This window comes from Kitasatospora sp. NPDC048540 (assembly GCF_040651175.1).
Classification (GTDB): Bacteria; Actinomycetota; Actinomycetes; order Streptomycetales; family Streptomycetaceae; genus Kitasatospora.
Map to the genome: position 1 here is coordinate 34,697 of NZ_JBEZIR010000015.1, position 23,628 is coordinate 58,324.

Below are 23,628 nucleotides of genomic sequence, written 5' to 3' on the forward strand. Positions count from 1 at the left end.
ACGACCGCCCCGCCCCGCGCCCCCGGCCCCGCCCCGCGGCCCCGCGCCACCGTACGAACCGCGACGGCCCGGTGCCACCGCATCTCTGCGGCGGCACCGGGCCGTCATACGTCTTGCGTCACCGCATCCGGGCGCGCACCGGCATCGAGCGCGTCGGACCTGCGCGGGTCGACCCCGCGCCACCTCGCTCCCGGCGCGCTACCGCAGTCTCAGCTCGCGGCCGGCGCGGAGGCCGTCGACGAGGACGAGCTCGACGACGAGGCGGACGAGCCGCCGGCAGCCGGCGCCGAGGAGGCGGAGGAGCCGCTGGTGGACGAGGAACCGGAGGCCCCGGACGTCACCGAGCTGCTGGACGAGGAGCGGCTGTCGGTCCGGTAGAAACCCGAGCCCTTGAAGACCACACCCACGGCCGAGAAGACCTTGCGGAGCTTCCCCTGGCACTCGGGGCACGTGGTCAGGGCCTCGTCGGTGAACTTCTGCACCGCCTCCAGGCCGGTCCCGCACTCGGTGCACTGGTACTGGTACGTGGGCACTTGCTCTTCCTCCTGCACTTCCCCCTGGCACTCTGGCCTGATGAGTGCTAACGATGGTCAATGATGCGGTATTCCGTTGACTGAGTCCAGCGCTCCGGGCGTGATCCGGGTGTGATCCCGGTCGGATCAGCCCTCCACCGTGGCGATCTTGGCGGTCTTCGCGGCGAGGCCGCCGCTGCGTGCGACGGTCCGGCTCCGGCTGCCGGGGGCGACCAGAAGCTGCCGCAGGGTGACCAGGCCGACCAGGCCGAGGCCGGCCCCGGCGATCGGGACCAGGAAGCCGGCCGACGGCCCGTGCAGGTCGATCAGCTGGCCGGCCACGGTCGAGCCGATCGCCAGGCCGAGGCCGATGGCGCCGGTGAGCCAGGTGAACGCCTCGGTCTTGGCGCCGTCCGCGACCAGCGTCTCCACCAGGGTGTACCCGGTGATCAGCGTGGGTGCGATGGCGAGGCCGCAGAACAGACCGGCGACCGCGAGCGCGGTCAGGTTGGGCATCGCCCACAGCGTGGAGCAGCCGAGCACCAGCAGCGCGTAGCAGAACAGCATCCGCTGCCGGGCCGAGCGCTTCCAGCCGACCAGGCCGTAGAGCACGCCCGCGATCATCGAGCCGCCGGCGAAGATCCCGTAGACGGTGCCGTTGGCGCCGGCCTGTCCGGCCGACTCGGCGAAGGCGGTGACCGAGACCTGCATGGCGCCGAAGACGGTGCCGACGCCCAGGAACGAGGCGGCCAGCAGCCGGACGCCGGGGGAGGCCAGGGCGGAGACCCGCCGGACACCCTCGACCCGGGGGTGCCGGGCGGGGGCGGTGCGCCGCTGGGCGGCGAAGGCCAGTCCGCCGGCCACGGTCAGTGCGGCCTCGGCGATCAGGCCGGCGGCGGGGGACGCCTGGGTGGCGATCGCGGTGGCCAGGACCGGGCCGATCACGAAGGTGAACTCGTCGGTGACCGACTCGAAGGCGAAGGCCGTGTTGAGCATGGCCGGCCGGTCGGACAGGCGGCCGACCCAGCGGGCCCGGACCATCGCGCCGATTTGCGGCACGCTGGCACCGGCCGGCGCGGCGGCCAGGAACAGCGTCCAGACCGGGGCGTGGCCGAGGGCCAGCGAGATCAGGGCGCCGACGGAGACCGCGTGCACGGCGATGCTGGGCAGCAGGACCGCGGCCTGGCCGTAGCGGTCGGCCAGCCGGCCGGTCTGCGGGCCGACGAGGGCCTGCGCGACGGCGGAGACCGCCGCCACGGCGCCGGCCGTGCCGTACGAGCCGTGGGTCTGGAAGACCAGCAGCACGATGCCCAGGCTGAGCATCGCGTAGGGCAGCCGGGCGGCGAAGGCCGGGGTCAGGAACGTCCAGGCGCCGGGGGTGCGGAGCAGCGCTCCGTAACCCGCCCGGGCGGGGGTGTCGGGGCTTTCGACCGTTCGGCGGGCCGTCACGGTCGGTCCTTCCTGCTGCCTGGTAGCGCGGAACAGGGCAGGGAAAAGCCCCGACGGCGCCGAGAGTCGTCCTCTCGCGCGTCGACCGGGGTAGATACCGGGTCCGGCTGGCCGGGTCGTGGAAGCGGGGGCCAGAGAAGTTCAGTTCAACTGCGGACCGCGGCCGCCGAGCGGTCGCGCCAACTCTGCTTCAGGCAGATGTTGCGGGTGGTTCAGTCTTGAAAACGAAAACGCTGATAACGCCTATATACCTTCATCCTAGCGGGTCATGGCAAGCCCCGGCTGGTAACGGAAGGTGAACAGAGGCACACCCCTGCCGTTCCGACGCGCACGGCCCTGTACACACCGCGGGTCCCTGACTCCCCACGTCCCCGGCACCCCGGGTCCCCGCCCGCTACCTGCCCGCTACCCGTCCGCCTGCCGTCCGCGCAGCCAGCCGGCCAGCTTGCCGCCCTTGTCCACGGCGCGCAGCCGCCGCTCCGCGGCCTCGCCGACCTCCTCGGTGGTGACCACCAGCAGCTCGTCCCCGGCGCGCAGCACGGTGGCCCGCTCCGGTACGAAGCTGGAGCCGTCGCGCACCACCAGGGTCACGGCGGCGCCCTTGGGCAGCCGCAGTTCGCCGACCTCGACGCCGGAGATCCGTGAGCCGGCCGCGAGCGAGACCGACAGCAGGTGGCCGTGGAGCTTCTCCAACGGCGCGGACTCGATGCCGAGGTCCTGGCCGATCGAGCCCTCGCCGATCCGCAGGCGCTTGGCGACCAGCGGCAGGGTCGGACCCTGGAGCAGGGTGAAGACCACGACCAGGATGAAGACGACGTTGAACAGCTCCTGGGCCCTCGGTACGTCGGCGACCAGCGGGATGGTGGCCAGCACGATGGGCACCGCGCCGCGCAGCCCGGCCCAGCTGAGCAGGGCCTGCTCGCGCCAGGGCAGCCGGAACGGCGTCATGGTGACCAGCACCGAGGCGGGCCGGGCGACGAAGACCAGGACCGCGCCGACGACCAGCGCGGGCACTATCGCCGAGCGCATGGTCTCGGGGGTGACCAGCAGGCCGAGCACCACGAACATGCCGATCTGCCCGATCCAGGCGAGTCCGTCGGCGAAGCCGCGGACGGCCGGGCCGTGCGGCAGTTTGCTGTTGCCCAGCACCACCGAGGCGATGTAGACGGCGAGGAACCCGGAGCCGTGCAGCAGCGCGCCGCCCGCGTAGGCGAGCACGACCAGGGCCAGCACGGCGATCGGGTAGAGGCCGGAGGACGGCAGCGCGACGTGCTTGACCCCGTACGCGCCGATCCGGCCGACGGCGTAGCCGACCGCGGCGCCGATGGCCAGCTCGGCGATGATCGTGCCGACCAGCATGTACCAGGGGTCGAGCGGTCCGGCGGTGGCGAAGGCCACCACCAGGATCACCACGGGGGCGTCGTTGAAGCCGGACTCGGCCTCCAGCAGGCCGGTGAGGCGCTCGGGCAGCGGGACCATCCGCAGCACCGAGAAGACCGCGGCCGCGTCGGTGGAGGAGACGATCGCGCCGAGCAGCATCGAGCTGCGCCAGTCGAGGCCGACCAGCAGGTGGGCGCCGGCGGCGGTGACGAAGACGCTGACCGCGACGCCGACGGTGGCCAGCACGGTGGCGGCCGGCATCACCGGCCGTATCGCCTTCCAGCTGGTCTTGAGGCCGCCCTCGGCGAGGATGACCACCAGCGCCGCGTAGCCGAGGACCTGGGTCAGCTCGGCGTTGTTGAAGCTGATCCCCAGGCCGTTCTGGCCGAGGGCGACGCCGATGCCGAGGTAGATCAGGAGGCTGGGCAGCCCGGAGCGGGTGGAGATGCGCACGGCGACCACCGCGACCAGCAGGATCACGGAGAACTCGAGCAGGAACTGGTTCAGCTGGTCGACGGTCACGCAGGAGCACCTCGGTGGTGTGAGGGGGCAGCTGATGAATCGTTACTCAGTCTAACATTTTACCTGATCTTTGATGTCCGCTGCCAGTCGCCCTGCCCAGGTATCGTCCCCCTGATCCAACCGTGGGCGTCCCCCGTGTTCGCCCGCCACTTGAGTCGCCCTAATGTGGTGACCTGTCACGGCCGCAAAAAGTCTCTCCAGCCAAGGATCCGGATGTCCCGCTCGAAGAAGTTCCGGCGCGCTCGCCTGATCGTGATCGTGCTGGCCGTGCTGCTGGTGGCCGGCGTGGCCGGCGGCGCCTACTGGGGGGTGCGCACCGTCCAGGCCTCGTTCCCCGTGGTCGAGGGCACCGTCAAGGTGGCCGGCATGTCCGCCCCGGTCGACGTCAAGCGCGACGCCAACGGCATCCCGCAGCTGTACGCCGACACCGACGCCGACCTGTTCCGGGCCCAGGGCTACGTGCAGGCCCAGGACCGGTTCTGGGAGATGGACGTCCGGCGCCACATCACCTCCGGCCGGCTGTCCGAAATGTTCGGTTCGGGGCAGGTCGAGACCGACGGCTTCCTGCGCACCATGGGCTGGCGCCAGGTCGCGCAGCAGGAGTACGACACCAAGCTCTCCGAGGACACCAAGAAGAACCTGCAGGCCTACGCGGACGGCGTGAACGCCTGGCTGGGCGAGCACCCGGGCGGGTCGAGCGCCTCGCTGGAGTACACCCTGCTCGGGGCCGTCAACGGCGACTACAAGCCGGAGAAGTGGGACCCGGTCGACTCGGTGGCCTGGCTCAAGGCGATGGCCTGGAACCTCTCCGGCAACATGCAGGACGAGATCGACCGGGCCCTGCTCGCGCAGGACTTCGACCCGGACCAGATCGCCCAGCTCTACCCGGAGTACCCGTACGCCCGCAACGGCACGATCGTGAAGACCGGGACCGTCGCCGCCGACGGCGGCTACAAGCCCGCCGACGGCCAGAGCCCGGCGGCCCCGGCCGCCGGTGCCACCACGCAGAGCCGGGCCGTGACCGACGCCCTGCTGCAGGACGTCTCGAACAAGATCACCGCGATGCCGCAACTGCTCGGCCCGCAGGGCCAGGGCATCGGCTCCAACTCCTGGGTGGTCGACGGCAAGCACACCACCACCGGGAAGCCGCTGCTGGCCAACGACCCGCACCTGGGCCCCGGCATGCCGTCCGTCTGGTACCAGATGGGCCTGCACTGCCGCGCGGTGAGCAAGACCTGCAACTACGACACGGCGGGCTTCACCTTCTCCGGCATGCCCGGCGTGGTCATCGGCCACAACAAGGACATCACCTGGGGCTTCACCAACCTCGGCGCCGACGTCACCGACCTGTACCTGGAGAAGGTCACCGGACCGGACACCTACCTGGTCGACGGCAAGGAGATGAAGTTCCAGTCCCGCAAGGAGACCATCAAGGTCGCCGGCGGCGAGGACCGGACCATCACCGTCCGCACCACCCAGGACGGCCTGCCGCTGATCTCCGACCAGAGCACCGAGCAGCAGCACGTCGGTCAGAACGCGCCGGTCGGCAACGCCGCCCCGGACCGCGCGGCCGGCTACGGCGTCGCCCTGCAGTGGACCGCCCTGACCCCCGGCAGGACCATGGACGCCGTCTTCAAGCTCGACCGGGCGGCCGGCTGGGACGACTTCCGCTCCGCGGCCGAGGACTTCGCGGTCCCGGCGCAGAACCTGATCTACGCCGACACCAAGGGCAACATCGGCTACCAGGCCCCCGGCATGATCCCGCAGCGCACCAAGGGCGACGGCACCTACCCCGCGCCCGGCTGGGACTCCTCCTACGGCTGGAAGAAGGACTGGATCCCCTTCAAGTCGCTGCCCTACAGCTACAACCCCCCGGCCGGCTACCTCGTCACCGCCAACCAGGCCGTGGTCGACCCCGGCTACAAGTACCTGCTCACCAAGGACTGGGAGTACGGCACCCGGGCCAAGGAGATCACCGACCAGATCGAGTCCCGGCTCAAGAACGGCGGCAAGATCTCCCCGGACGACATGCAGGCCATCCAGCTGGACAACACCAGCGTGATGGCCCAGACCCTGGTGCCGCTGCTGCTCAAGGTGCAGGTCGACGACCCGTACGTGCGCGAGGCCCAGGACCTGCTGCGCACCTGGAACTTCCACCAGGACGCCGACTCCGCCGCCGCCGCGTACTACAACGGCGTCTGGCGCCAGCTGCTCACCCTGGCCTTCGGGCAGAAGTTCCCGGCCGGTCTGCGGGCCGAGGGCGACTGCCTGCTGGTGCGGCAGAAGCGCGACGCCACGCTGCCCGAGGGGGCGGTCGGCAACACCACCCAGGCCGTCACCGAGTGCGGCACCCGCAAGGCCGGCTCCGCCCAGCCGGACGGCGGCGACCGCTGGACCGAGGTGGTCCGCCAGCAGCTCACCCGGCCCGACAGCACGTGGTGGAACTACATCGACTCCAACCACCGCTCGCAGCACGGGCTGGAGTCCCTGCTGGCGGAGGCCATGAAGGACGCCCGGCAGGACCTCACCGCCCAGCTCGGCAAGGACATGAAGACCTGGAACTGGGGCCGGCTGCACACGCTGACCCTCAAGGAGCAGACCCTCGGCAGCGACGACTCGTCGATCGCCTCCGGCCTGGTCCACCGGCTGCTCAACCGGGGTCCGTACCAGCTCTCCGGCGGCACCGCCGCGGTCGATGCGGCCGGCTGGAACGCGGCGGCCGGGTACCAGGTCGACTGGATCCCCTCGATGCGGATGGTGGTCGACCTGAGCGACTTCGACGCCTCCCGGTGGATCAACGTCGGCGGCGCCTCCGGCCACGCCTTCCACGACAACTACAACGACCAGACCCAGCTCTGGGCGGACGGGAAGCTGTTGTCCTGGTCCTACTCGCCGGAGGCGGTGGACAAGTCCACCAAGCACACCATGACGCTGCTGGCCGGCTGAGCCGCCGGCCCGGCCGCACTCCGCGGGCCGTCCGGCCGCCCCCTCGGGGAGCGGCCCGGGCGGCCCGCGCGCCGTTGCGGGAGCGCCGCCGTACGGTCCGGGCGGCTCAGAACCTGACCACCCCGGACGGGGTGACCGCCGCGTCCACCGGAAGGTCGTGAGGCTCGGCGGGCACCTCGGCCAGCAGCTCCGCGTCGTAGAGCAGCGTCGCCAGGTACGGCCGCGCACCGGCCGCCGCCAGCCGGGCCAGCACCCGGTCGTACGAGCCGCCGCCGCGGCCGAGCCGCACCCCCCGCCGGTCGACCGCCAGGCCCGGCAGCAGCACCAGCCGGGCCGCGCACACCGCGCCCGGCCCGAGCCGGTCGCCGGCCGGCTCCAGCAGGCCGCGGGAGGCGGGGGCGAGCCGGCCGGGGCCCTGGTACGCGGCCCAGTCCAGGTCGTTGTCGGGCAGCAGCACCGGGAGCAGCACCCGCACCCCGCGGGCCAGCAGGGCGTCCAGCAGCGGACCGGTGCCCGGTTCGGCGCCGACCGAGACGTACGCGGCCACCGTCGGCGCGCCCTCCCCGGGTCCCCCGGACGCTCCGGGCTCCCCGGGCTCCCCGGCCGCCGCGGCCGCCGCCAGCGCCCCGGCGTGGCCGGCCAGCGCCTCGGCGGCCGCCACCCGTTCGGCGCTGCTCAGCGCCCGCCGCGCGGCCAGCAGCCGTGACCTCAGCGCGGCCTTGTCGTTGGACAACGGATTGGCAGTCAAGGGATCTCCACAGCTCGGCACCGGCACGGTGTGCAGAGCCTGACACGAGGAAGGCCGCCGATGTCCACCCCGCTCCTGGTGCACGCGCTGGCCCCGATCGGCGGCGCAGCGCTGGCCGCCGCCGGCTGGTGCGGACTGCGGCTGCGGCGGACCGTCGCCCGGACCTCGGTGCGCGAGGCCGAACTGCTCCAGCGGGTCGCCGAACTCGAGCAGGAGTGCGAGGAGTTGCAGCGCACGGCGGCCTGCGACCCGCTCACCGGGGTGTGGAACTACCGCCACCTGCAGCTCACCCTCGACCGGGAGATCGAACGCTCCCGGCGGGCCGAGCAGACCGAGGGCCGCCCCCGCCAGCTCGCCCTGCTGATGCTGGAGATCGCCGGCTTCGACGCGATCGTCGCCGAGCACGGCCGCGGCCGGGGCAACGCGATCCTGCGGGACCTGGTGCAGCGGCTCAGCATCGAGATCCGCCGCTCGGACACCTTCGGCCGCTACGGCGGCGAGGAGTTCCTGGTGCTGCTGCCGGACACCGGTGCCGAGGGCGCCGCCCAGGTCGCCGAGCGGCTCTGCTGGGCCGTGCGCCGCCACCAGTTGCTGGACTGGTCGCCGGCCGGCCCCGCCCCGCGCCGTTCCACCGGCAACGGGCTCACCGCGGCGGTCGGCGTCGCAGTGCTGCCCCGGGACGGCGGGCACGCGGCGCTGCTGCTGCGCGCGGCCGACCGGGCACTGGCCGAGGCCCGGGCCGCCGGCGGTGACCGCTGGTGCGGCGGCGCCGGGCCGGACGACCCGACGCCGGCCGTCCGCGAGGAGACCGCTCGCGAGGACGAGGAGACCGCTCGCGAGGACGAGGACGCCGCCCACGAGCGGAGCGCGCCCGCGCCGGGCGTCAATGGGGCGATCGTCCACGAAGGGGTTGCCGGTGAACGGGCCGCCCGCGTACGGGAGCTGCCCGCCGAACCCGGCGGTACACCGACCGTCGACGCGACGGTCGCACAACCGCCCCGCAGCCCTCACCCGATCGTTCCGGACCGGCCCGACGGGCCCGGTAGTGTGGCCACCTGCGCGGACGAGGACTCCCTCGCGTCCGCCGGAGCATCCCGGGCCACCGCAACGGGGGCCGCGCGGGATACGGTTTCATAGTCGGTTCATATCACTCTCAGTTGGGCGCCAGCACGCCTTAGTAAGGTCACCGCATGACTCAGACGAACGCCCGCCCCCCCGTCACCAAGGCTGTCGTGCCCGCAGCCGGACTGGGGACGCGGTTCCTGCCGGCGACCAAGGCCACTCCCAAGGAGATGCTGCCGGTCGTCGACAAGCCGGCCATCCAGTACGTCGTCGAAGAGGCGTCCGCCGCCGGGCTCTCCGACATACTGATGGTCACCGGGCGTAACAAGCGGGCCCTGGAGGACCACTTCGACCGCGCGTACGAGCTGGAGGAGCTGCTCACCCGCAAGGGCGACCACGACCGCCTGCGCCGCGTCCAGGAGTCCGTCCAGCTCGCCAACATGCACTACGTCCGCCAGGGCGACCCCAAGGGCCTCGGCCACGCCGTGCTGGTGGCCGAACAGCACGTGGCCGGCCAGCCGTTCGCGGTCCTGCTCGGCGACGACCTGATCGACCCGCGCGACCCGCTGCTCTCCCGCATGATCGAGGTCCAGCAGGAGCTCGGCGGCTCCGTGGTCGCACTGATGGAGGTCGACCCCTCCCAGATCCACCTCTACGGCTGCGCCGCCGTCAAGCCCAACGGCCTCGGCGACGACGTCTTCCGGATCACCGACCTGGTCGAGAAGCCCGACACCGCCGACGCGCCGTCCAACTACGCGGTGATCGGCCGGTACGTGCTCGACCCGGCCGTCTTCGACGTGCTGCGCAACACGCCCCCCGGCCGCGGCGGCGAGATCCAGCTGACCGACGCGCTGCGCGAGCTGGCCGACCGCGGCGAGTCCGAGGGCGGCCCGGTGCACGGCGTGCTGTTCAAGGGCCGCCGCTACGACACCGGCGACCGCGCCGACTACCTGCGCGCTATCGTCCGTCTGGCGTGCGAACGCGAGGACCTCGGCCCGGAGTTCCGGTCCTGGCTCACCGAGTTCGTCGCCACCGAGATGCACAGCTGAACCAAGCGGGCCGAACCGTGGAGAAGTGGGCGTGAGGCGATGACCGGGACCGACAACCCCTGCTGCGAGGAACCCTCGGGCCCGGCGCCCCGGCTCTGGAGCGTCGACGAGCACCTCGCCGACGTCCTCGCCGGGGCCGCCCCGCTGCCGGCGATCGAGCTGCAACTGCTCGACGCCCAGGGCTGCCGACTGGCCGAGGACGTCCGCTCCGAGGTCGACCTGCCGCCCTTCGACAACAGCTCGATGGACGGCTACGCCGTCCGCACCGCCGACACCGCCCGCGCCACCGGCGAGTACCCCTCGGTGCTCGCCGTGGTCGGGGACATCGCTGCCGGCACCGGCGACCTGCCCAAGGTCGGACCCGGGCAGGCCGCCCGGATCATGACCGGTGCCCCGCTGCCGCCCGGCGCCGAGGCCGTCGCCCCGGTCGAGTGGACCGACGGCGGCACCGGCACCGGGCGGGCCGCCGACGCGATGGGCGCGGCCACCGCCGACGAGGAGGTCCGGGTGCTGCGCCCGGTCGGCGAGGGCGACCACGTCCGCCGCCGCGGCAGCGACCTCGCCCGCGGCGACCAGGTGCTCGACGCCGGGACCGTCCTCGGCCCCACCCAGCTCGGCCTGCTGGCCGCGATCGGCCGCGGCACGGTCCGGGTCCGCCCGCGCCCGCGCGTGGTGGTGCTCTCCACCGGCAGCGAGCTGGTCCAGCCCGGCGGGCCCACCGGCCCCGGCCGGATCTGGGACTCCAACAGCTTCACCCTCACCGCGGCCGCCCGGGACGCCGGCGCCATCGCCTACCGGGTCGGCGGCGTCCCCGACGACGCCGGGGTGCTGCGCTCCGTGCTCGAGGACCAGCTCGGCCGGGCCGACCTCATCGTCACCAGCGGCGGCGTCAGCGTCGGCGCGTACGACGTGGTCAAGGAGGTCTTCGAGAGCTACGGCGGGATGGACTTCCGCCGGCTGCGGATGCAGCCCGGCAAGCCGCAGGGCTTCGGCCGGATCGGCGAGGGCACCGGCGTGCCGCTGCTCGCCCTGCCCGGCAACCCGGTCAGCGCCTACATCTCCTTCGAACTGTTCGTCCGCCCGGTCATCCGCACCATGCTCGGCGCCCCCGACGTCCACCGCCCGGTGGTGTCCGCCGTCTGCACCGCCGACCTGCGCTCCCCGGCCGGACGCCGGCAGTTCCTGCGCGGACGGTACGCCGACGGACGGGTCGCCCCGGTCGGCGGCGAGGGCTCGCACCTGGTCGGCGCGCTCGCCCGGGCCAACTGCCTGATCACCGTCCCCGAGGACACCACCGCGCTGCCCGCCGGGAGCACCGTCGACGTCGTGCTGCTCACGGAGCAGTCGGGGTGAGCCCGGCGCCGGGCTTGGTTGTACGGTAGCGCGGTATTCGACCCGCGCTCCTGGAGTGACCCCGTGACCGACAACCCCAGCGCCGACCGCCTCACCCACGTCGACGACACCGGCGCGGCCCGGATGGTCGACGTCTCCGAGAAGGCCACCACCGTGCGCACCGCGGTGGCCGCCGGACGGGTCCGGGTCTCGGCCCGCGTGGTCGAACTGCTCCGCGGCGAGGGCGTCCCCAAGGGCGACGCCCTCGCGGTCGCCCGGATCGCCGGGATCATGGGGGCCAAGAGGACCCCCGACCTGATCCCGCTCTGCCACCCGATCGCCATCTCCGGGGTGAAGGTCGACCTGGCCGTCGCCGACGACGCCGTCGAGATCACCGCCACCGTGCGGACCGCCGACCGCACCGGGGTCGAGATGGAGGCGCTGACCGCCGTCGCCGTCGCCGGGCTCACCGTCATCGACATGGTCAAGGCCGTCGACAAGGCCGCCTCGATCGAGGACGTCCGGGTGCTCACCAAGACCGGCGGCAAGAGCGGTGACTGGGCCCGCGAGGATGCCCGGTGAAGGCCCTCGCGCTCACCGTCTCGAACCGGGCCTCGGCCGGCGTCTACCAGGACAAGGGCGGCCCGCTGCTGGTCGCGGGCCTGCAGCAGATGGGCTTCGAGGCCGACGGCCCACAGGTGGTCCCGGACGGCGAACCCGTCGAGGCCGCCCTGCGCGCTGCCGTCGCGGCCGGGTACGACGTCGTCCTGACCACCGGCGGCACCGGCATCTCCCCGATGGACCTCACCCCCGAGATGACCGCCCGGGTGATCGACCGCGAGATCCCCGGCATCCCCGAGGCCATCCGGGCGTACGGCCGCGAGAAGGTACCGACCTCCGCGCTCTCCCGGGGGCTGGCGGGCCTGGCCGGACGTACGCTGATCGTCAACCTGCCTGGCTCGGCCGGCGGCGTCCGGGACGGCCTCGCCGTCCTCGCCCCGCTGCTCCCGCACGCGGTCGACCAGCTGGCCGGCGGGGACCACCCGAGGCCCGACGCCGCCGGGGCCGGGCCGTCCGAGGGGAGCACGAGCTGAACGCGGGCTGGCCGGTCGAACTGCGCGAGGGGGACATCACCCTGCGCCCGATCCGGGTCCGCGACCAGCGCCCCTGGCAGGAGATCAGCCGCCGCAACCGGGACTGGCTGCGGCGCTGGGAGGCCACCGTCCCGCCCGCCCCGTCGGGCAGCACCGCCGGGTCGCGGCCGACCTACCGGCAGATGGTGCGCTACCTGCGCGGCGAGGCGGCCGCCGGCCGGATGCTGCCGTTCGTGGTGCTGTACCGGGACCAGCTGGTCGGCCAGCTCACCGTGGGCGGCATCACCTGGGGCTCGATGTGCTCGGCCAACGTCGGCTACTGGGTCGACGAGACCGCGGCCGGCCGCGGCATCATGCCGACCGCGGTGGCGCTCGCGGTCGACCACTGCTTCCGCACCCTGGGTCTGCACCGGGTCGAGGTCTGCATCAGACCGGAGAACCGGCCCAGCCGGCGGGTCGCCGAGAAGCTCGGCTTCCGCGAGGAGGGCCTGCGGCCCCGGTACCTCCACATCGACGGCGACTGGCGTGACCACCTCGTGTACGCACTGACGGCGGAGGAGGTTCCGGAGGGGATGCTGACTCGCTGGCGCTCGGTCAGAAGTGGCCTCCGGCCCGGTAATTGAATGTATGTTCGAAATAGATATCGATATGGCATCGCGCCCGGGTCGAGCCGTCACAAATACCGGCAAAATAGTCGGAGAATCAGCTTGATCACACGACACGCCGCGCCAAATTGCTGCCAGGCCTTCTCCTACGCCCGTACCGTGTGAAACGTGAGCAGTAGCGGCCTTATCTACGCGGTCATCGTAGGGGCCTGGGCTGCCTATCTGGTGCCGATGTGGCTCCGCAGGCAGGACGAGCTCAACGAGTCACGTCCGACGGAACGCTTCAGCACCGCGATCCGCCTGCTGGCCGGACGGTCGGCCATGGAGCGGCGAGCGGCCAGGACCCTGGGTGACCAGACCGACGGCGACGACGGCACGGCCGGCGTCGCCCCCGACCTCGACCCCGGTTCCGGCCTCGGCTCCGACGCGGGGTCCGACGCCGACGCCGGAGCCGGCTTCGACGCGGTCCCGGACCCCGCGCGGCGGCCCGACGCGGCGCGCCCGTACGAGCCGGCGCCCGAGTCGGTGCCCGAGCCGACGCGTGAGCCGGAGCGTGAGTCCGAGTCCGAGCCCGTCGTGGCGCCGGTGCCGCGCCTCGAGGCGCCGCACGGCCAGGGCGGGCACGGCCAGACCGCCCACGGTCACGGCTCGCACGCGTCCGGTCATCCGCAGGGTGCGGCCTCCGTCGAACGGCGGGCCAGGCTGCTGGCCCGGCGGCGCCGGATGGTCACGGCGCTCTTCCTCGCCTTCGCGCTCGGTGCCATCGCGGCGGCGGTCTCCGGAGTGGCCTTCATCTGGCTGCCGATGATCCCGGCCCTGCTCCTCACCCTCTACATCGGTCACCTGCGGCGGCTGGAGCGCCAGCGGTACGAGGTCAAGTTCGACCGGGCGCGCGCCGCCCAGGCCGCCGAACGCCTGCGCGCCCGTGAGCGCGAACGCGCCGCGGCGGACCGGGACCGCGGCTCCGCACCGAACGGGCACGACGCGGCGCACGCCGCCGACCCGGACCGGCCCCACCTGCGGCTCGCCGCCGAACCCGGCGGGCACGCGGGCGCCCACCAGGGTGCGGCCGGACCGCGGGCCGCCGGGCCGGGGACCGGCTCCGACCCGGACCTCGAGGGGACACGTGGTGGCGGGCGGCAGGGCCGCGGCGCCCGGCCGCAGGCGGCGACCACCGCCGTCGCCGAGGCGACCGAGCACGAGGAGTGGGTGGACGGCATGCGCGAACGCGGCGCGGCCGGGCCCGACTCCTGGGAGCCGGTCCCCGTCCCGCTGCCCACCTACGTCACCGCGCCGGTCGCCCCCCGGGTCACCCGCAGCCTCGACCTGAACGCACCCGGCACCTGGGACTCCGGCCGCACGGCGGCCGCCCCGCCCCGCGCCAACACCCCGCTCTTCGACCAGTACGCCGAACACACCCCGCCCGCCGCCGAGGCCGACTGCCGGCCCCGCCTGCGCGCCGCCAACGAGTGACCGGGCCCCGTCCGGTCCGCTCCTGACCGCCGACGCCGACCCGACCGCCCCGCCGCAGGCCACCGCCACCGCGGCGGGGCGGTCCGTCCACCGAGGCGGTCATGAGTGGCCCGGCGGAGGTGATAGAGTTTCTTCTCGTTGGGGCTGTGGCGCAGTCCGGTAGCGCACCTCGTTCGCATCGAGGGGGTCAGGGGTTCGAATCCCCTCAGCTCCACCCAACGACTGTTCTCGAGTTGGCTCGGGAATGGTTGGCGAGATCCCGTCTGGTCCATGTGGCCAGGCGGGATTTCTGCTTTGTATGGGCCGGTGGAGGCGGAGAGCATGCCGGGACCGCCGTGGGGCCGGGTGGACAACGGCGGCTGATGGTGGGGATCTTCGGGACGCGGTCGGACTGCTTGTCAGTGGCCCGGTGGTGGGCGGCCGTTCGGGACCAGGTCGGCCGGTGTGGAGTCTTCACTGACGCCTTCGGCGGGGTAGCTCGACCGAGGTTTCCGGCCGCTGGTGGTGTGCCGCCAGCCGTCGTCCCGGCCCGCCAGGCCGCCCTTGCCGATGCGGTACGGATCGAGGTTCACCCGCTCGGCGACGCCGAGGACGCCTGCCGGCAGTACGACGAGGACGGTTACGAAGTCACGGACCGGCTCCGGGAGTTCCTTACTGCCTGGGGCGGGCTCACGGTCACCTGGAAGTGGCGGGGGAGCGGCGAGGTGCTCACCACCTCGGTCGAGCCGACCCCGGAGTCCACCCGTGCGACGCCGCGGAACCTGGGCATCTTCGGCCCGTGACAACCCGGGCGGCACGCCCTGAGGTGACGCATGACGTAGGACTGGACGTCTTCAACCGGCTTTCTCGACGCGCGGCGGGCCGCCTCCGGCGGTACGTGGGCGAGCCTTCCCGGGTGACCGCGGTCGAGGTGGCCGTCCCGGTGGCGTGAGTGGAGGAGCTGACGCCGGATCCGCTGTGGCCGGGGCCGTCACGGTGTGGCTCCGATCGGGACGGCCACGGCCGCCGCTTCGGTGGCGTCGACTGGCACTGCGGCTTCCGGGCGGCGCAGGTCGAGCACGATCAGGACGACCGCCGCGACGCCCAGGTAGATGAGCAGGGTGGTCAGCGCCCGGCCGGTTCCGTGGCCGTCGAAGTAGATCGTGTGGTGCAGCAGGATGTAGCCGTTGCGGGGTGGCAGGTAGGGGCCGAGGTCGCGCCAGAAGGCGGGCAGGTAGGGCACGCCGGTCGCGCCGCCGGAGGAGGGGTTGCCGAAGAGGATCATCACGACGACCGTCACCAGGGTGCCCACCGGCCCGAGCAGCTTCTGCAGGACCGCGGCGACGAAGGCCACCACTGCGACGATCAGCGTGCAGATCGGCCAGGTGATCCAGAAGCTGCTGCTGGGGAACCCCTGCAGCCAGTAGCAGACGATCACATCGATGACGAGGCCGCTCACGACGGCGAATCCGGCGAGCTGGGCGGCGCGCCAGCGGCCGGCCGCCCTCCCGGTCGCGGCCATGAGCAGGGTCGAGCTCATGTATCCGCCGATGAGCAGCGGGACCAGCATGAGCCCTTGGACCAGGCCGAACGGGTCCTTGGGCGCCAGCGGCATCGGGGCGTACTGCTGCACCTGCAGGGTCTGGCCGGTGGCCTTGGCCGCGTCCTCGAACTTCGCCGCGAGGTCGAGCGGCGCCAGGTCGCTCATGGACGGCACCACGATCAGGGTGTTCGAGCTGCCCGAGGAGATCAGCGCGCCGAACAGCCGGGCTTCGTCGATCGCGGTCCTGGCTGCGGCTTCGTCCGGGTACGGGGTGACCTTGAGGGAGATGTGCTGCTCGGCCGCGGCCAGGACGGGGGAGGTGCCGACGGCACCGAACGGCAGGTCGGTGGCCTTCGGGGCGTGCGAGGCGCTCATGTAGTTGGTGGCGAACAGGCACTGCATGACGGCGCAGATGCCCAGTGCCACGAGGATTCCGGTCAGGGCGCGCCGGCTGTCGGGCGGGCTCGCCGCGGGGGGTGTCTGCGCTGCTGCGCCGGCTTTCCGGGCCGCCGCCCTGGCCGGGCGGATGCGGCCGTACCAGGCGATGACGGCGGTTCCGGCGAAGGCGTAGAGGAACAGGACGACGAGCGGGGTGGTGATGTCGCTCCCGCCGAAGTAGAGCACGTGGTTGATCAGGGTGACCGCGCTCTGCGGTGGGAAGAGCACACCGACGTTGCGCCAGTAGACCGGTAGCAGGTAGGTGCCGAGCCCACCCGCGGGCGGGCCGCCGATGACGATGAAGAGCACCGCCACGAGCAGGGTGCCCATCTTGCCCACCAGGGCCTGCATCGCGGCAGCGGCCAGGGCCACCGCCGAGGTGACGAGCCAGAAGCACGGCAGCAGCGGCCAGAAGTGGCTGCTGGAGTACGCGCCGATCCCCAGGCCGGCGATCAGGTCGGTCAGTACCGCGCCGACCAGCGCGTATCCGGCCAGGATGACCGCGCGCCACGGTGCGGCGGCGGTGCCGTGGGCCGCCTTGTAGACCAGGACGGCGGCCAGGTACCCGCCGATCAGCAGCGGCAGCAGCAACAGCGACGTCACTGCGCCGACCGGGTCGGTGGACGCGAGCGGCCTGACCGTCTGCACGGTCACCGGCCGGTCCAGCTTGTGCGCCGCCGCCACGAACGCCGGCTCCAGCTCGGTCTGGGTGAAGAAGCTCTTCGACGGAACCACGATCAACGTGTCGGCCGAACCACCGCTGAGGTACGCGCCGTACAGCTCGCCCCGATCGGCTGCTTCCGTCACCGCCGACGGGCTCGGGTAGGCGGTCAGGGCCAGCCCGGTCCTCGACGCGACCTCGGCGACCACGGGGGAGGGCGGCCCGGTCACACCGAAGGGCATGTTCCGTGGCACGAGCAGCTGCTGGGCACTGACCAGGCACAGCGCGAGCAGGGCCTGTGCGAAGAGCACCAGTCCGAGGGCGAGGGCGACCTTGGCTGCGGCACGACGTGCGCCCGTGGCCGACGCAGCCTGTTCCGCCATCCCTGACCTCCAACCGACCGTCGTTGCGGGCACCAGGGGACGTACCTGCGGGTGCACGGTGTCCCGATGCCTTGTGACGGGGCCGTGCCGCCGCGCCCGCGCCTCGGCCCGCTTCGTTCCGTAAGCCATCACGACACGGGCCCGCCGGCCCGGCAACCCGGGAGGCACCCGTAGGTGAGACCGAGGCCGGCGGAGGAACGCGTGCCGTGGCCGGGCGCCTGCCCCGCTTCGGCCCGGGCCGGCCCGGGGCCCGGCCGGTCGGCGTACGATCGCGGCACGCCCGCCTGCCGCCCGGGCCGGAGGCGGGTCCTGTCGGGTCCCGGGGAGTCAGGGGAGTGTGCCGTGCTGGAGGCCTTCGCCGAGTTGTCGACGCCGCTGCTGGCGGACGCGTGCGTGCGGGCGGGGGTGCCGTTGCGGGTGGCGCCGGCCGGGATCGGGGCGGTGGTGGCCGGGCAGCGGGTCGCCGGGCGGGTGCTGCCGGCGCGGCACTACGGCAGCGTGGACGTGTTCCTGGAGGCGTACGGGACGGCCCGGCCGGGTGAGGTGCTGGTGATCGACAACGGTGGCCGCACGGACGAGGCCTGCGTCGGCGACCTCGCGGTGCTGGAGGCCGGCGCCGCGGGCGTGGCCGGGCTGGTGGTGTGGGGACTGCACCGGGACACCCCCGAGCTGGTGGATATCGGCCTGCCGGTGTTCAGCTACGGCAGCCACCCGCCGGGCCCGGTGCGGTTGGCGGAGCGGGAGCCCGAGGCGCTGCTGACCGCCCGCTTCGGGCCGCACCTGGTGAGCTCCGAGGACCTGGTGTTCGGGGACGAGGACGGCGTGCTGTTCGTCGCCGCCGACCGGGCGCAGGAGCTGCTCGCCACGGCGCGGCGGATCCGGGAGACCGAGCGCGAGCAGGCCCTCGCCATCCGGGACGGCCGGACGCTGCGGCAGCAGACCGCCTTCGACGACTACCTCGCGCGCCGGGCCGCCGACCCGTCGTACAGCTTCCGGCAGCACCTGCGCCGGATCGGCGGGGCGATCGAGGAGTAGGACGCACCGCGACCGCACCGGGCACGCACCGCGATCCCTTTGTTGGCAAGGACTTTCACCCGATCGGGCGAGATTGGGGGCGCTCGGCGGGGTCGGCCGCGCCGGGCGCCTAGCCTCGTGACGGATCATCGGGGGACCGGCCTGTGCGACGGTGCCGGAATTCCGGGCCCAGTGCTGTCCGCCCTCGTTGATGTCATGGTGCCGCCATCGTCGACGAAGGGCCGACGCACGTGTCGCAGCCGTTTGAACTGCCGGATTTCTACCTGCCGTATCCGGCCCGGCTCAACCCCCATCTGGAGGAGGCCCGGGAACACACCAAGCGGTGGGCCCGTGAGATGGGGATGCTGGAGGGGTCGGGCGTCTGGGACGAGCACGACCTCGACTCGCACGACTACGCCTTGCTCTGCGCCTACACCCATCCCGACTGCGACGGCCCGGCGCTCTCGCTGGTGACGGACTGGTACGTCTGGGTCTTCTTCTTCGACGACCACTTCCTGGAGTTCTTCAAGCGGACCCAGGACCGCGAGGGCGGCAAGGCGTACCTGGACCGGCTGCCGGCGTTCATGCCGATGGACCTCGCGGCCGGCTTCCCCGAGCCGACCAACCCGGTCGAGGCGGGGCTGGCCGACCTGTGGGCGCGGACCGTGCCGAGCATGTCGATGGAGTGGCGGCAGCGCTTCGCGGAGAGCACCCGTAACCTGCTCGACGAGTCGGACTGGGAGCTCGCCAACATCAACATCCACCGGATCGCCAACCCGGTGGAGTACATCGAGATGCGCCGCAAGGTCGGCGGCGCGCCCTGGTCGGCCGGCCTGATCGAGTACGCGGCGCAGGCCGAGGTGCCCGCGTCGGTGGCCGGTTCGCGTCCGCTGCGGGTGCTCAGGGACGCCTTCTCGGACGGCGTGCACCTGCGCAACGACCTGTTCTCGTACGAGCGGGAGATCCTGGACGAGGGCGAGCTCAGCAACGGCGTCCTGGTCCTGGAGACCTTCCTGAACTGCACCACCCAGCAGGCCGCGGACGCCGTCAACGAACTGCTCACCTCGCGGCTCCAGCAGTTCGAGAACACCGTCTTCACCGAACTCCCCCCGCTCTTCGCCGAGACGGGCCTGGACCTGCTGGGCACGGCCCGGGTGATGGCGTACGTCAAGGGCCTGCAGGACTGGCAGGCCGGCGGCCACGAGTGGCACCTGCGCTCCAGCCGGTACATGAACGGCAGCGCGGACGGCGCCGCGGCGGCCACCCACTGGGAGCCGTACCGGATCGGCGGGATCGGCACCTCGGCCGCCGACCTGGGCCGGGCGGCCGGGCTGCTGGACGCGGGCAGCCGCCGGCGCAGCCACAGCCATGTGCCGCACCAGGAGGTCGGGCCGTCGCGGCTGCCGGAGTTCTTCATGCCGTTCGAGGTCAGGCTGAGCCCGTACCTGGACGGTGCCCGCGGGAACGTGGTCGGCTGGGCGCGGGAGATGGGCCTGCTGGACGTGCAGCCGGGGGACCCGGGTTCGCACATCTGGAGCGAGGAGAAGCTGGTCGACTACGACTTCCCGCTCTGCGCGGCCGGCATCGACCCCGACGCCTCGCCGGAGCAGCTGGACCTGAGTTCGGCCTGGCTGACCTGGGGGACCTACGCCGACGACTACTACCCGGTGGTGTTCGGCCGCTCCCGTGACCTGGCCGGCGCGAAGGCCTGCACCGAGCGGCTGGCCGCCTTCATGCCGGTGGACGCCGAGGCCATGCCGGTCCCGCTGACGCCGATGGAGCGCGCGCTCGCCGACCTCTGGCGGCGCACCGCCGGGCCGATGACGGTGGAGGCCCGGCGCAGGTTCCGCACGACGGTCGAGTCGATGACCGACAGCTGGCTCTGGGAGCTGGCCAACCAGGCGCAGAACCGTATCCCCGACCCGGTCGACTACCTGGAGATGCGGCGGGCGACCTTCGGCTCGGACCTGACCATGAGCCTGTGCCGGCTCGGGCACGGCAACGAGGTCCCGCCGGAGGTCTACCGGAGCGGCCCGCTGCGCTCGCTGGAGAACGCGGCCGCCGACTACGCCTGCCTGATGAACGACGTGTTCTCGTACCAGAAGGAGATCGAGTACGAGGGCGAGATCCACAACGGCGTGCTGGTGGTGCAGAACTTCTTCGACTGCGACTACCCGACCGCGCTGGCGATGGTGCACGATCTGATGACCTCGCGGATGCGGCAGTTCCAGCACGTCGCCGAGGTCGAACTGCCCCTGCTGTACGAGGGGTACGACCTGGGCCCGGAGGCGCGGGACGTCCTCGACGGCTACGTGGTGGAGCTGGAGAACTGGCTCGCCGGGATCCTCGAGTGGCACCGGGAGTGCCGTCGCTACGGTGAGGCCGATCTGGTCAGGCACTTCGGCGGCGGGCTGCCGCAGGCACCGCCGGAGGTCCCCGGCGGCAGGGCCGGGTTCGGCCGGCCGAGCGGCCTCGGCACCTCGGCGGCCCGGATCCTCGAACTCCTCGGCGCGGGCGGCTGATCCGCGCCGCCGGGTCGCCGCCCGTTCCCCGTGGACGGGTGGCGCCCCGGCGGCCGGGGCCGGCCGGCCGGTTCAGCCGACCGGTGCGGGCTCGGGGCGGGTGGCTGCGGGGGAGCGGTCGCGGGAGCGGCGCTCCAGGGTGACCGAGACGACGGCGAGGACCAGTGCGGAGGCGGCCAGCAGGGCGCCGACCCAGTTGGGGGCGGTCGCTCCGAGTCCCGCGGTGAGGACCAGTCCGCCGAGCCAGGCGGCGAGCGCGTTGCCGAGGTTGAAGGCGCCGATGTTGACGGCGGAGGCGAGGGTGGGGGCGTCGGCGGTCTGGTCCAGGACGCGCTTCTGCAGCGGCGGGACGGTGGCGAAGCCGAAGGCGCCGATCAGCGGGATGGTGAGCGCGGCGAGCGGCTTGCTGTGCGCGGTGAAGGCGAACAGGGCGAGGACCACGGCGAGCGAGCCGAGCGCGACGAAGAGCATCGGCATCAGCCTGCGGTCGGCGTAGCGGCCGCCGACCAGGTTGCCCGCGACCATGCCCAGCCCGAACAGCACCAGCAGCCAGGTCACCGAGCCGTCCGCGTAGCCGGCGGCCTCGGTCATCATCGGGCTGATGTAGGTGATCGCCGCGAACACGCCGCCGAAGCCGAGCACGGTCATCGCCATCGCGAGCACCACCTGGACGTTGCGGAAGGCCGCCAGCTCGCGGCGGATCCGGGCCTCGCCGCGGCGGGGGCGCTCGTCCTGGGGGATCAGGGCGGCGACCCCGAGCAGGCCGAGCACGCCGAGTGCGGCGACCAGGACGAAGGTGATCCGCCAGCCGAGCTGCTGGCCGATCAGGGTGCCGAGCGGGACGCCGACCACGTTGGCGACGGTCAGGCCGGTGAACATCATGGCGATGGCGCCGGCCTGCTTCTGCGGGGCGACCAGGCGGGCGGCGACGATCGAGCCGATGCCGAAGAAGGCGCCGTGGGCCAGGGAGGCGATCACCCGGCCGGTGAGCATCACGCCGAAGGTGGGGGCGGCCGCGGAGACCAGGTTCCCGGCGATGAACAGGCCCATCAGGGCCATCAGCATGCGCTTGCGGCTGATCCGGGTACCGAGCACGGCGAGGACCGGCGCGCCGACCACCACGCCGAGCGCGTAGCCGGTGGTGAGCAGGCCGGCGGTGGGGATCGGGATGCCGTAGGACGCGGCGACGTCCGGCAGCAGTCCCATGATCACGAATTCGGTGGTGCCGATGCCGAAGGCGCCGATCGTGAGCGCGAGCAGGGCGAGTGGCATGGGGGAGCCTCTCGGTGTGGTGGCGAACGGGGGTACGGGCTCCGACAGTAATTGCACGCGCCGATACTTGCAAACGCGTGATATCGGCTTGTGCCTTATATTGCCCACGCCGGATATTGCGCGCGTCGACTACCCTGGGCGGTACGACCCCGGAGGGAGTCCCGATGAGCCGACCCGAACCCGCGCTCGCCCAGGGCTGGTGTGCGCTGTCCGCGCTGCACGGCCGGATCGAGACGCACGTCGAACGGGCCCTGCAGGCCGCGCACGAGCTGAGCGTCCGCGAGTTCTCGGTGCTCGACGTGCTCAGCGCCCAGCACGACGGCGAGGGCGGCCACTTCCGGATGCACGAGCTCTCGGAGGCCGTGGTGCTCAGCCAGAGCGCGACCACCCGGCTGGTGAGCCGGCTGGAGGAGCGCGGCCTGCTCACCCGCTACCTCTGCGCCACCGACCGCCGGGGCATCTACACCGACCTCACCCCGGCGGGCCTCGCCCTGCTGGAGCTGGCCCGCCCGGTCAACGACACCGCGCTGCGCGAGGCGCTGGACACCGCCGGGCAGCGGCCCGAGTTCGCCCCGCTGGTGGCCGCCGTCCGGGCCACCGTCCCCGCCGGCGACTGAGCGGCCGGCCCCCGGCTGCGGACCGGAGGCGGCAACGCCGAAGGCCCGGCCGGAGCGGACTCCGGCCGGGCCTTCGGTGTCGTACGGGCGGTTCCCGTCAGCTGCGGTACGGGTCCGGCTGCGGGGCGTGCGGCTGGCGCTGGGCCGGGACCGGCCCGGCCGGGCGGCGCCCGCGCGGGTGGCGGGTCAGCGTGTAGCCCGCGACACCGGCCAGCGCGGCGAGCGCCCCGCCGGCGATGGTCCAGAACCAGCGGGTGTTCCAGCCGGAGAAGACGTCCGAGTACCAGTGCGACTCGGGCTCCGCCGGGGCCGCCGCCCGGGAGGCCGCCGCGTTCGGCGCGGCACTGCCGGTCGCCGCGGCGCCGGGGGCGGCGGTGGAACCGGCGTTGACCGGCGGCACCAGCGGCGCCTTCAGCGAACCGCCCTCCGGCTGGGCGTCGTCCGCCCCGCCCTTGGCGGTGATGTGCACCTGCACCTGGGCGGCCAGGCCCAGGTCGGGCTGCGGCACGTCGCCGACCGACAGCCGGACGTAGTACGTCCCCGGCAGCGGGTCGCCCGACCACGGCTCGGCCCAGGACCGGATCTGCCGGAGCGTGCAGCTCAGGCCCACCGAGGCGGCGCTCTGCTGGGCGGTGGCGTTCTGCGGGCCGGCCGTGCAGGACTGCCGGCGGCGCAGACCGTCGAACAGCTCCACCGACCAGGTCTGCGGGCCGGTCCGGTCCGCCGAGGGCGGCAGCGTGACGTTGACCTGCACGGTGTCGGTCTGGCCCTCGGAAGCGGCGAACGCCCAGTACAGGTAGTCACCGGTGGAGGCCGCCACGGTGGCGTCCTGGCCGGGCGCCAGGGTGGCGGCGGTCAGGAAGGTGGTGCCCGCGGTGGTGACCGGGCCGGCCGAGGCCGACGCGGACGGGGACGGTGAGGCGGAGGGCGAGGCGGCCGAGGCCGCCGGGGCCGCGAGCGCGGTCAGACCGAGCGCGAGCAGCCCGGCCCGCAGGGCCTTGAGCGGGGTACGCATCGTGGTACGCAT

General features: G+C 73.1%; 19 protein-coding genes and 1 tRNA gene. 13 read left to right on the plus strand and 7 right to left on the minus strand.

Going from position 1 to position 23,628, the window contains the following annotated elements:
* Nucleotides 1-209: 209 nt before the first annotated feature.
* From AB0D08_RS08995 to AB0D08_RS09005, 3 genes are all read right to left on the minus strand, one after another.
* On the minus strand, nt 210-533 hold the full coding sequence (locus AB0D08_RS08995) for an FmdB family zinc ribbon protein (RefSeq protein WP_033822344.1): 324 nt from the start codon (nt 531-533) through the stop codon (nt 210-212).
* A gap of 126 nt (nt 534-659) precedes the next feature.
* Nucleotides 660-1,961: an MFS transporter gene (locus tag AB0D08_RS09000; RefSeq protein WP_359887192.1), complete on the minus strand. Its 1,302-nt coding sequence runs from the start codon at nt 1,959-1,961 to the stop codon at nt 660-662.
* A gap of 405 nt (nt 1,962-2,366) precedes the next feature.
* A complete protein-coding gene (locus AB0D08_RS09005; protein ID WP_359887195.1) occupies nt 2,367-3,863 on the minus strand; it encodes a potassium/proton antiporter in 1,497 nt (498 codons plus the stop codon).
* A 213-nt stretch (nt 3,864-4,076) separates the two neighbouring features.
* On the opposite strand from AB0D08_RS09005, the gene AB0D08_RS09010 reads away from it, so the two are divergent.
* A complete protein-coding gene (locus AB0D08_RS09010) occupies nt 4,077-6,809 on the plus strand; it encodes a penicillin acylase family protein (RefSeq protein ID WP_033822341.1) in 2,733 nt (910 codons plus the stop codon).
* Nucleotides 6,810-6,915: 106 nt separating this feature from the next.
* On the opposite strand, the gene AB0D08_RS09015 is transcribed toward AB0D08_RS09010, so the two are convergent.
* Entirely contained in the window at nt 6,916-7,557 is a 642-nt protein-coding gene (locus AB0D08_RS09015) for a 5-formyltetrahydrofolate cyclo-ligase (RefSeq protein ID WP_359887198.1), read from the minus strand.
* Between the two features lie 60 nt (nt 7,558-7,617).
* On the opposite strand from AB0D08_RS09015, the gene AB0D08_RS09020 reads away from it, so the two are divergent.
* From AB0D08_RS09020 to AB0D08_RS09060, 9 genes are all read left to right on the plus strand, one after another.
* Complete coding sequence (locus AB0D08_RS09020; protein WP_051812160.1) at nt 7,618-8,694, plus strand: GGDEF domain-containing protein; 1,077 nt, start codon at nt 7,618-7,620, stop codon at nt 8,692-8,694.
* A gap of 53 nt (nt 8,695-8,747) precedes the next feature.
* Nucleotides 8,748-9,668, plus strand: coding sequence for a UTP--glucose-1-phosphate uridylyltransferase GalU (gene galU, locus AB0D08_RS09025; protein WP_033819884.1), 921 nt, complete (start codon nt 8,748-8,750; stop codon nt 9,666-9,668).
* 39 nt (nt 9,669-9,707) lie between these two features.
* The gene (gene glp / locus AB0D08_RS09030) at nt 9,708-11,021 is read left to right on the plus strand and encodes a gephyrin-like molybdotransferase Glp (protein ID WP_033819885.1); all 1,314 of its coding nucleotides are present in this window, start codon (nt 9,708-9,710) and stop codon (nt 11,019-11,021) included.
* A gap of 63 nt (nt 11,022-11,084) precedes the next feature.
* Complete coding sequence (moaC, locus tag AB0D08_RS09035) at nt 11,085-11,582, plus strand: cyclic pyranopterin monophosphate synthase MoaC (RefSeq protein WP_359887200.1); 498 nt, start codon at nt 11,085-11,087, stop codon at nt 11,580-11,582.
* Entirely contained in the window at nt 11,579-12,094 is a 516-nt protein-coding gene (locus tag AB0D08_RS09040; protein WP_033819887.1) for a MogA/MoaB family molybdenum cofactor biosynthesis protein, read from the plus strand. The genes moaC and AB0D08_RS09040 overlap by 4 nt, the downstream gene beginning before the upstream one ends.
* Nucleotides 12,091-12,717: a GNAT family protein gene (locus tag AB0D08_RS09045; RefSeq protein WP_033819919.1), complete on the plus strand. Its 627-nt coding sequence runs from the start codon at nt 12,091-12,093 to the stop codon at nt 12,715-12,717. Before AB0D08_RS09040 ends, AB0D08_RS09045 begins: the two co-directional genes overlap by 4 nt.
* Nucleotides 12,718-12,867: 150 nt before the next feature.
* Nucleotides 12,868-14,172 carry a gephyrin-like molybdotransferase receptor GlpR gene (gene glpR, locus AB0D08_RS09050; RefSeq protein ID WP_359887203.1) on the plus strand — a complete coding sequence of 435 codons (1,305 nt, stop codon included), beginning with the start codon at nt 12,868-12,870 and terminating at the stop codon, nt 14,170-14,172.
* A gap of 140 nt (nt 14,173-14,312) precedes the next feature.
* Nucleotides 14,313-14,386: transfer RNA gene (locus AB0D08_RS09055), tRNA-Ala, on the plus strand.
* A gap of 292 nt (nt 14,387-14,678) precedes the next feature.
* On the plus strand, nt 14,679-14,954 hold the full coding sequence (locus AB0D08_RS09060; protein ID WP_359887205.1) for a hypothetical protein: 276 nt from the start codon (nt 14,679-14,681) through the stop codon (nt 14,952-14,954).
* Nucleotides 14,955-15,142: 188 nt separating this feature from the next.
* On the opposite strand, the gene AB0D08_RS09065 is transcribed toward AB0D08_RS09060, so the two are convergent.
* Nucleotides 15,143-17,176: a hypothetical protein gene (locus AB0D08_RS09065; protein WP_359887208.1), complete on the minus strand. Its 2,034-nt coding sequence runs from the start codon at nt 17,174-17,176 to the stop codon at nt 15,143-15,145.
* Between the two features lie 342 nt (nt 17,177-17,518).
* Here AB0D08_RS09065 and AB0D08_RS09070 point away from each other — a divergent pair, with 342 nt between their 5' ends.
* Both AB0D08_RS09070 and AB0D08_RS09075 read left to right on the plus strand, forming a co-directional pair.
* The gene (locus AB0D08_RS09070) at nt 17,519-18,211 is read left to right on the plus strand and encodes an RraA family protein (RefSeq protein ID WP_359887209.1); all 693 of its coding nucleotides are present in this window, start codon (nt 17,519-17,521) and stop codon (nt 18,209-18,211) included.
* Between the two features lie 230 nt (nt 18,212-18,441).
* Nucleotides 18,442-20,712 (plus strand): family 2 encapsulin nanocompartment cargo protein terpene cyclase, encoded by a 2,271-nt coding sequence (locus tag AB0D08_RS09075; protein ID WP_199520311.1) that lies wholly within the window; start codon nt 18,442-18,444, stop codon nt 20,710-20,712.
* Nucleotides 20,713-20,784: 72 nt separating this feature from the next.
* Here the strand turns inward: AB0D08_RS09075 and AB0D08_RS09080 are convergent, their stop codons facing one another.
* Nucleotides 20,785-21,984: an MFS transporter gene (locus tag AB0D08_RS09080; protein WP_033819900.1), complete on the minus strand. Its 1,200-nt coding sequence runs from the start codon at nt 21,982-21,984 to the stop codon at nt 20,785-20,787.
* 164 nt (nt 21,985-22,148) lie between these two features.
* Between AB0D08_RS09080 and AB0D08_RS09085 the strand changes: the two genes are divergently transcribed.
* Entirely contained in the window at nt 22,149-22,601 is a 453-nt protein-coding gene (locus AB0D08_RS09085; RefSeq protein ID WP_359887212.1) for a MarR family transcriptional regulator, read from the plus strand.
* A gap of 97 nt (nt 22,602-22,698) precedes the next feature.
* On the opposite strand, the gene AB0D08_RS09090 is transcribed toward AB0D08_RS09085, so the two are convergent.
* Nucleotides 22,699-23,628, minus strand: coding sequence for a hypothetical protein (locus tag AB0D08_RS09090; RefSeq protein ID WP_063794337.1), 930 nt, complete (start codon nt 23,626-23,628; stop codon nt 22,699-22,701).

Coding starts and splice junctions, on each gene's coding strand:
- AB0D08_RS09090 (WP_063794337.1), bottom strand. CDS start 23,628: ATGCGTACCACGATGCGTACCCCGCTCAAGGCCCTGCGGGCCGGGCTG.
- AB0D08_RS09010 (WP_033822341.1), top strand. CDS start 4,077: ATGTCCCGCTCGAAGAAGTTCCGGCGCGCTCGCCTGATCGTGATCGTG.
- AB0D08_RS09085 (WP_359887212.1), top strand. CDS start 22,149: ATGAGCCGACCCGAACCCGCGCTCGCCCAGGGCTGGTGTGCGCTGTCC.
- AB0D08_RS09065 (WP_359887208.1), bottom strand. CDS start 17,176: ATGGCGGAACAGGCTGCGTCGGCCACGGGCGCACGTCGTGCCGCAGCC.
- glp (WP_033819885.1), top strand. CDS start 9,708: ATGACCGGGACCGACAACCCCTGCTGCGAGGAACCCTCGGGCCCGGCG.
- AB0D08_RS09080 (WP_033819900.1), bottom strand. CDS start 21,984: ATGCCACTCGCCCTGCTCGCGCTCACGATCGGCGCCTTCGGCATCGGC.
- AB0D08_RS09020 (WP_051812160.1), top strand. CDS start 7,618: ATGTCCACCCCGCTCCTGGTGCACGCGCTGGCCCCGATCGGCGGCGCA.
- galU (WP_033819884.1), top strand. CDS start 8,748: ATGACTCAGACGAACGCCCGCCCCCCCGTCACCAAGGCTGTCGTGCCC.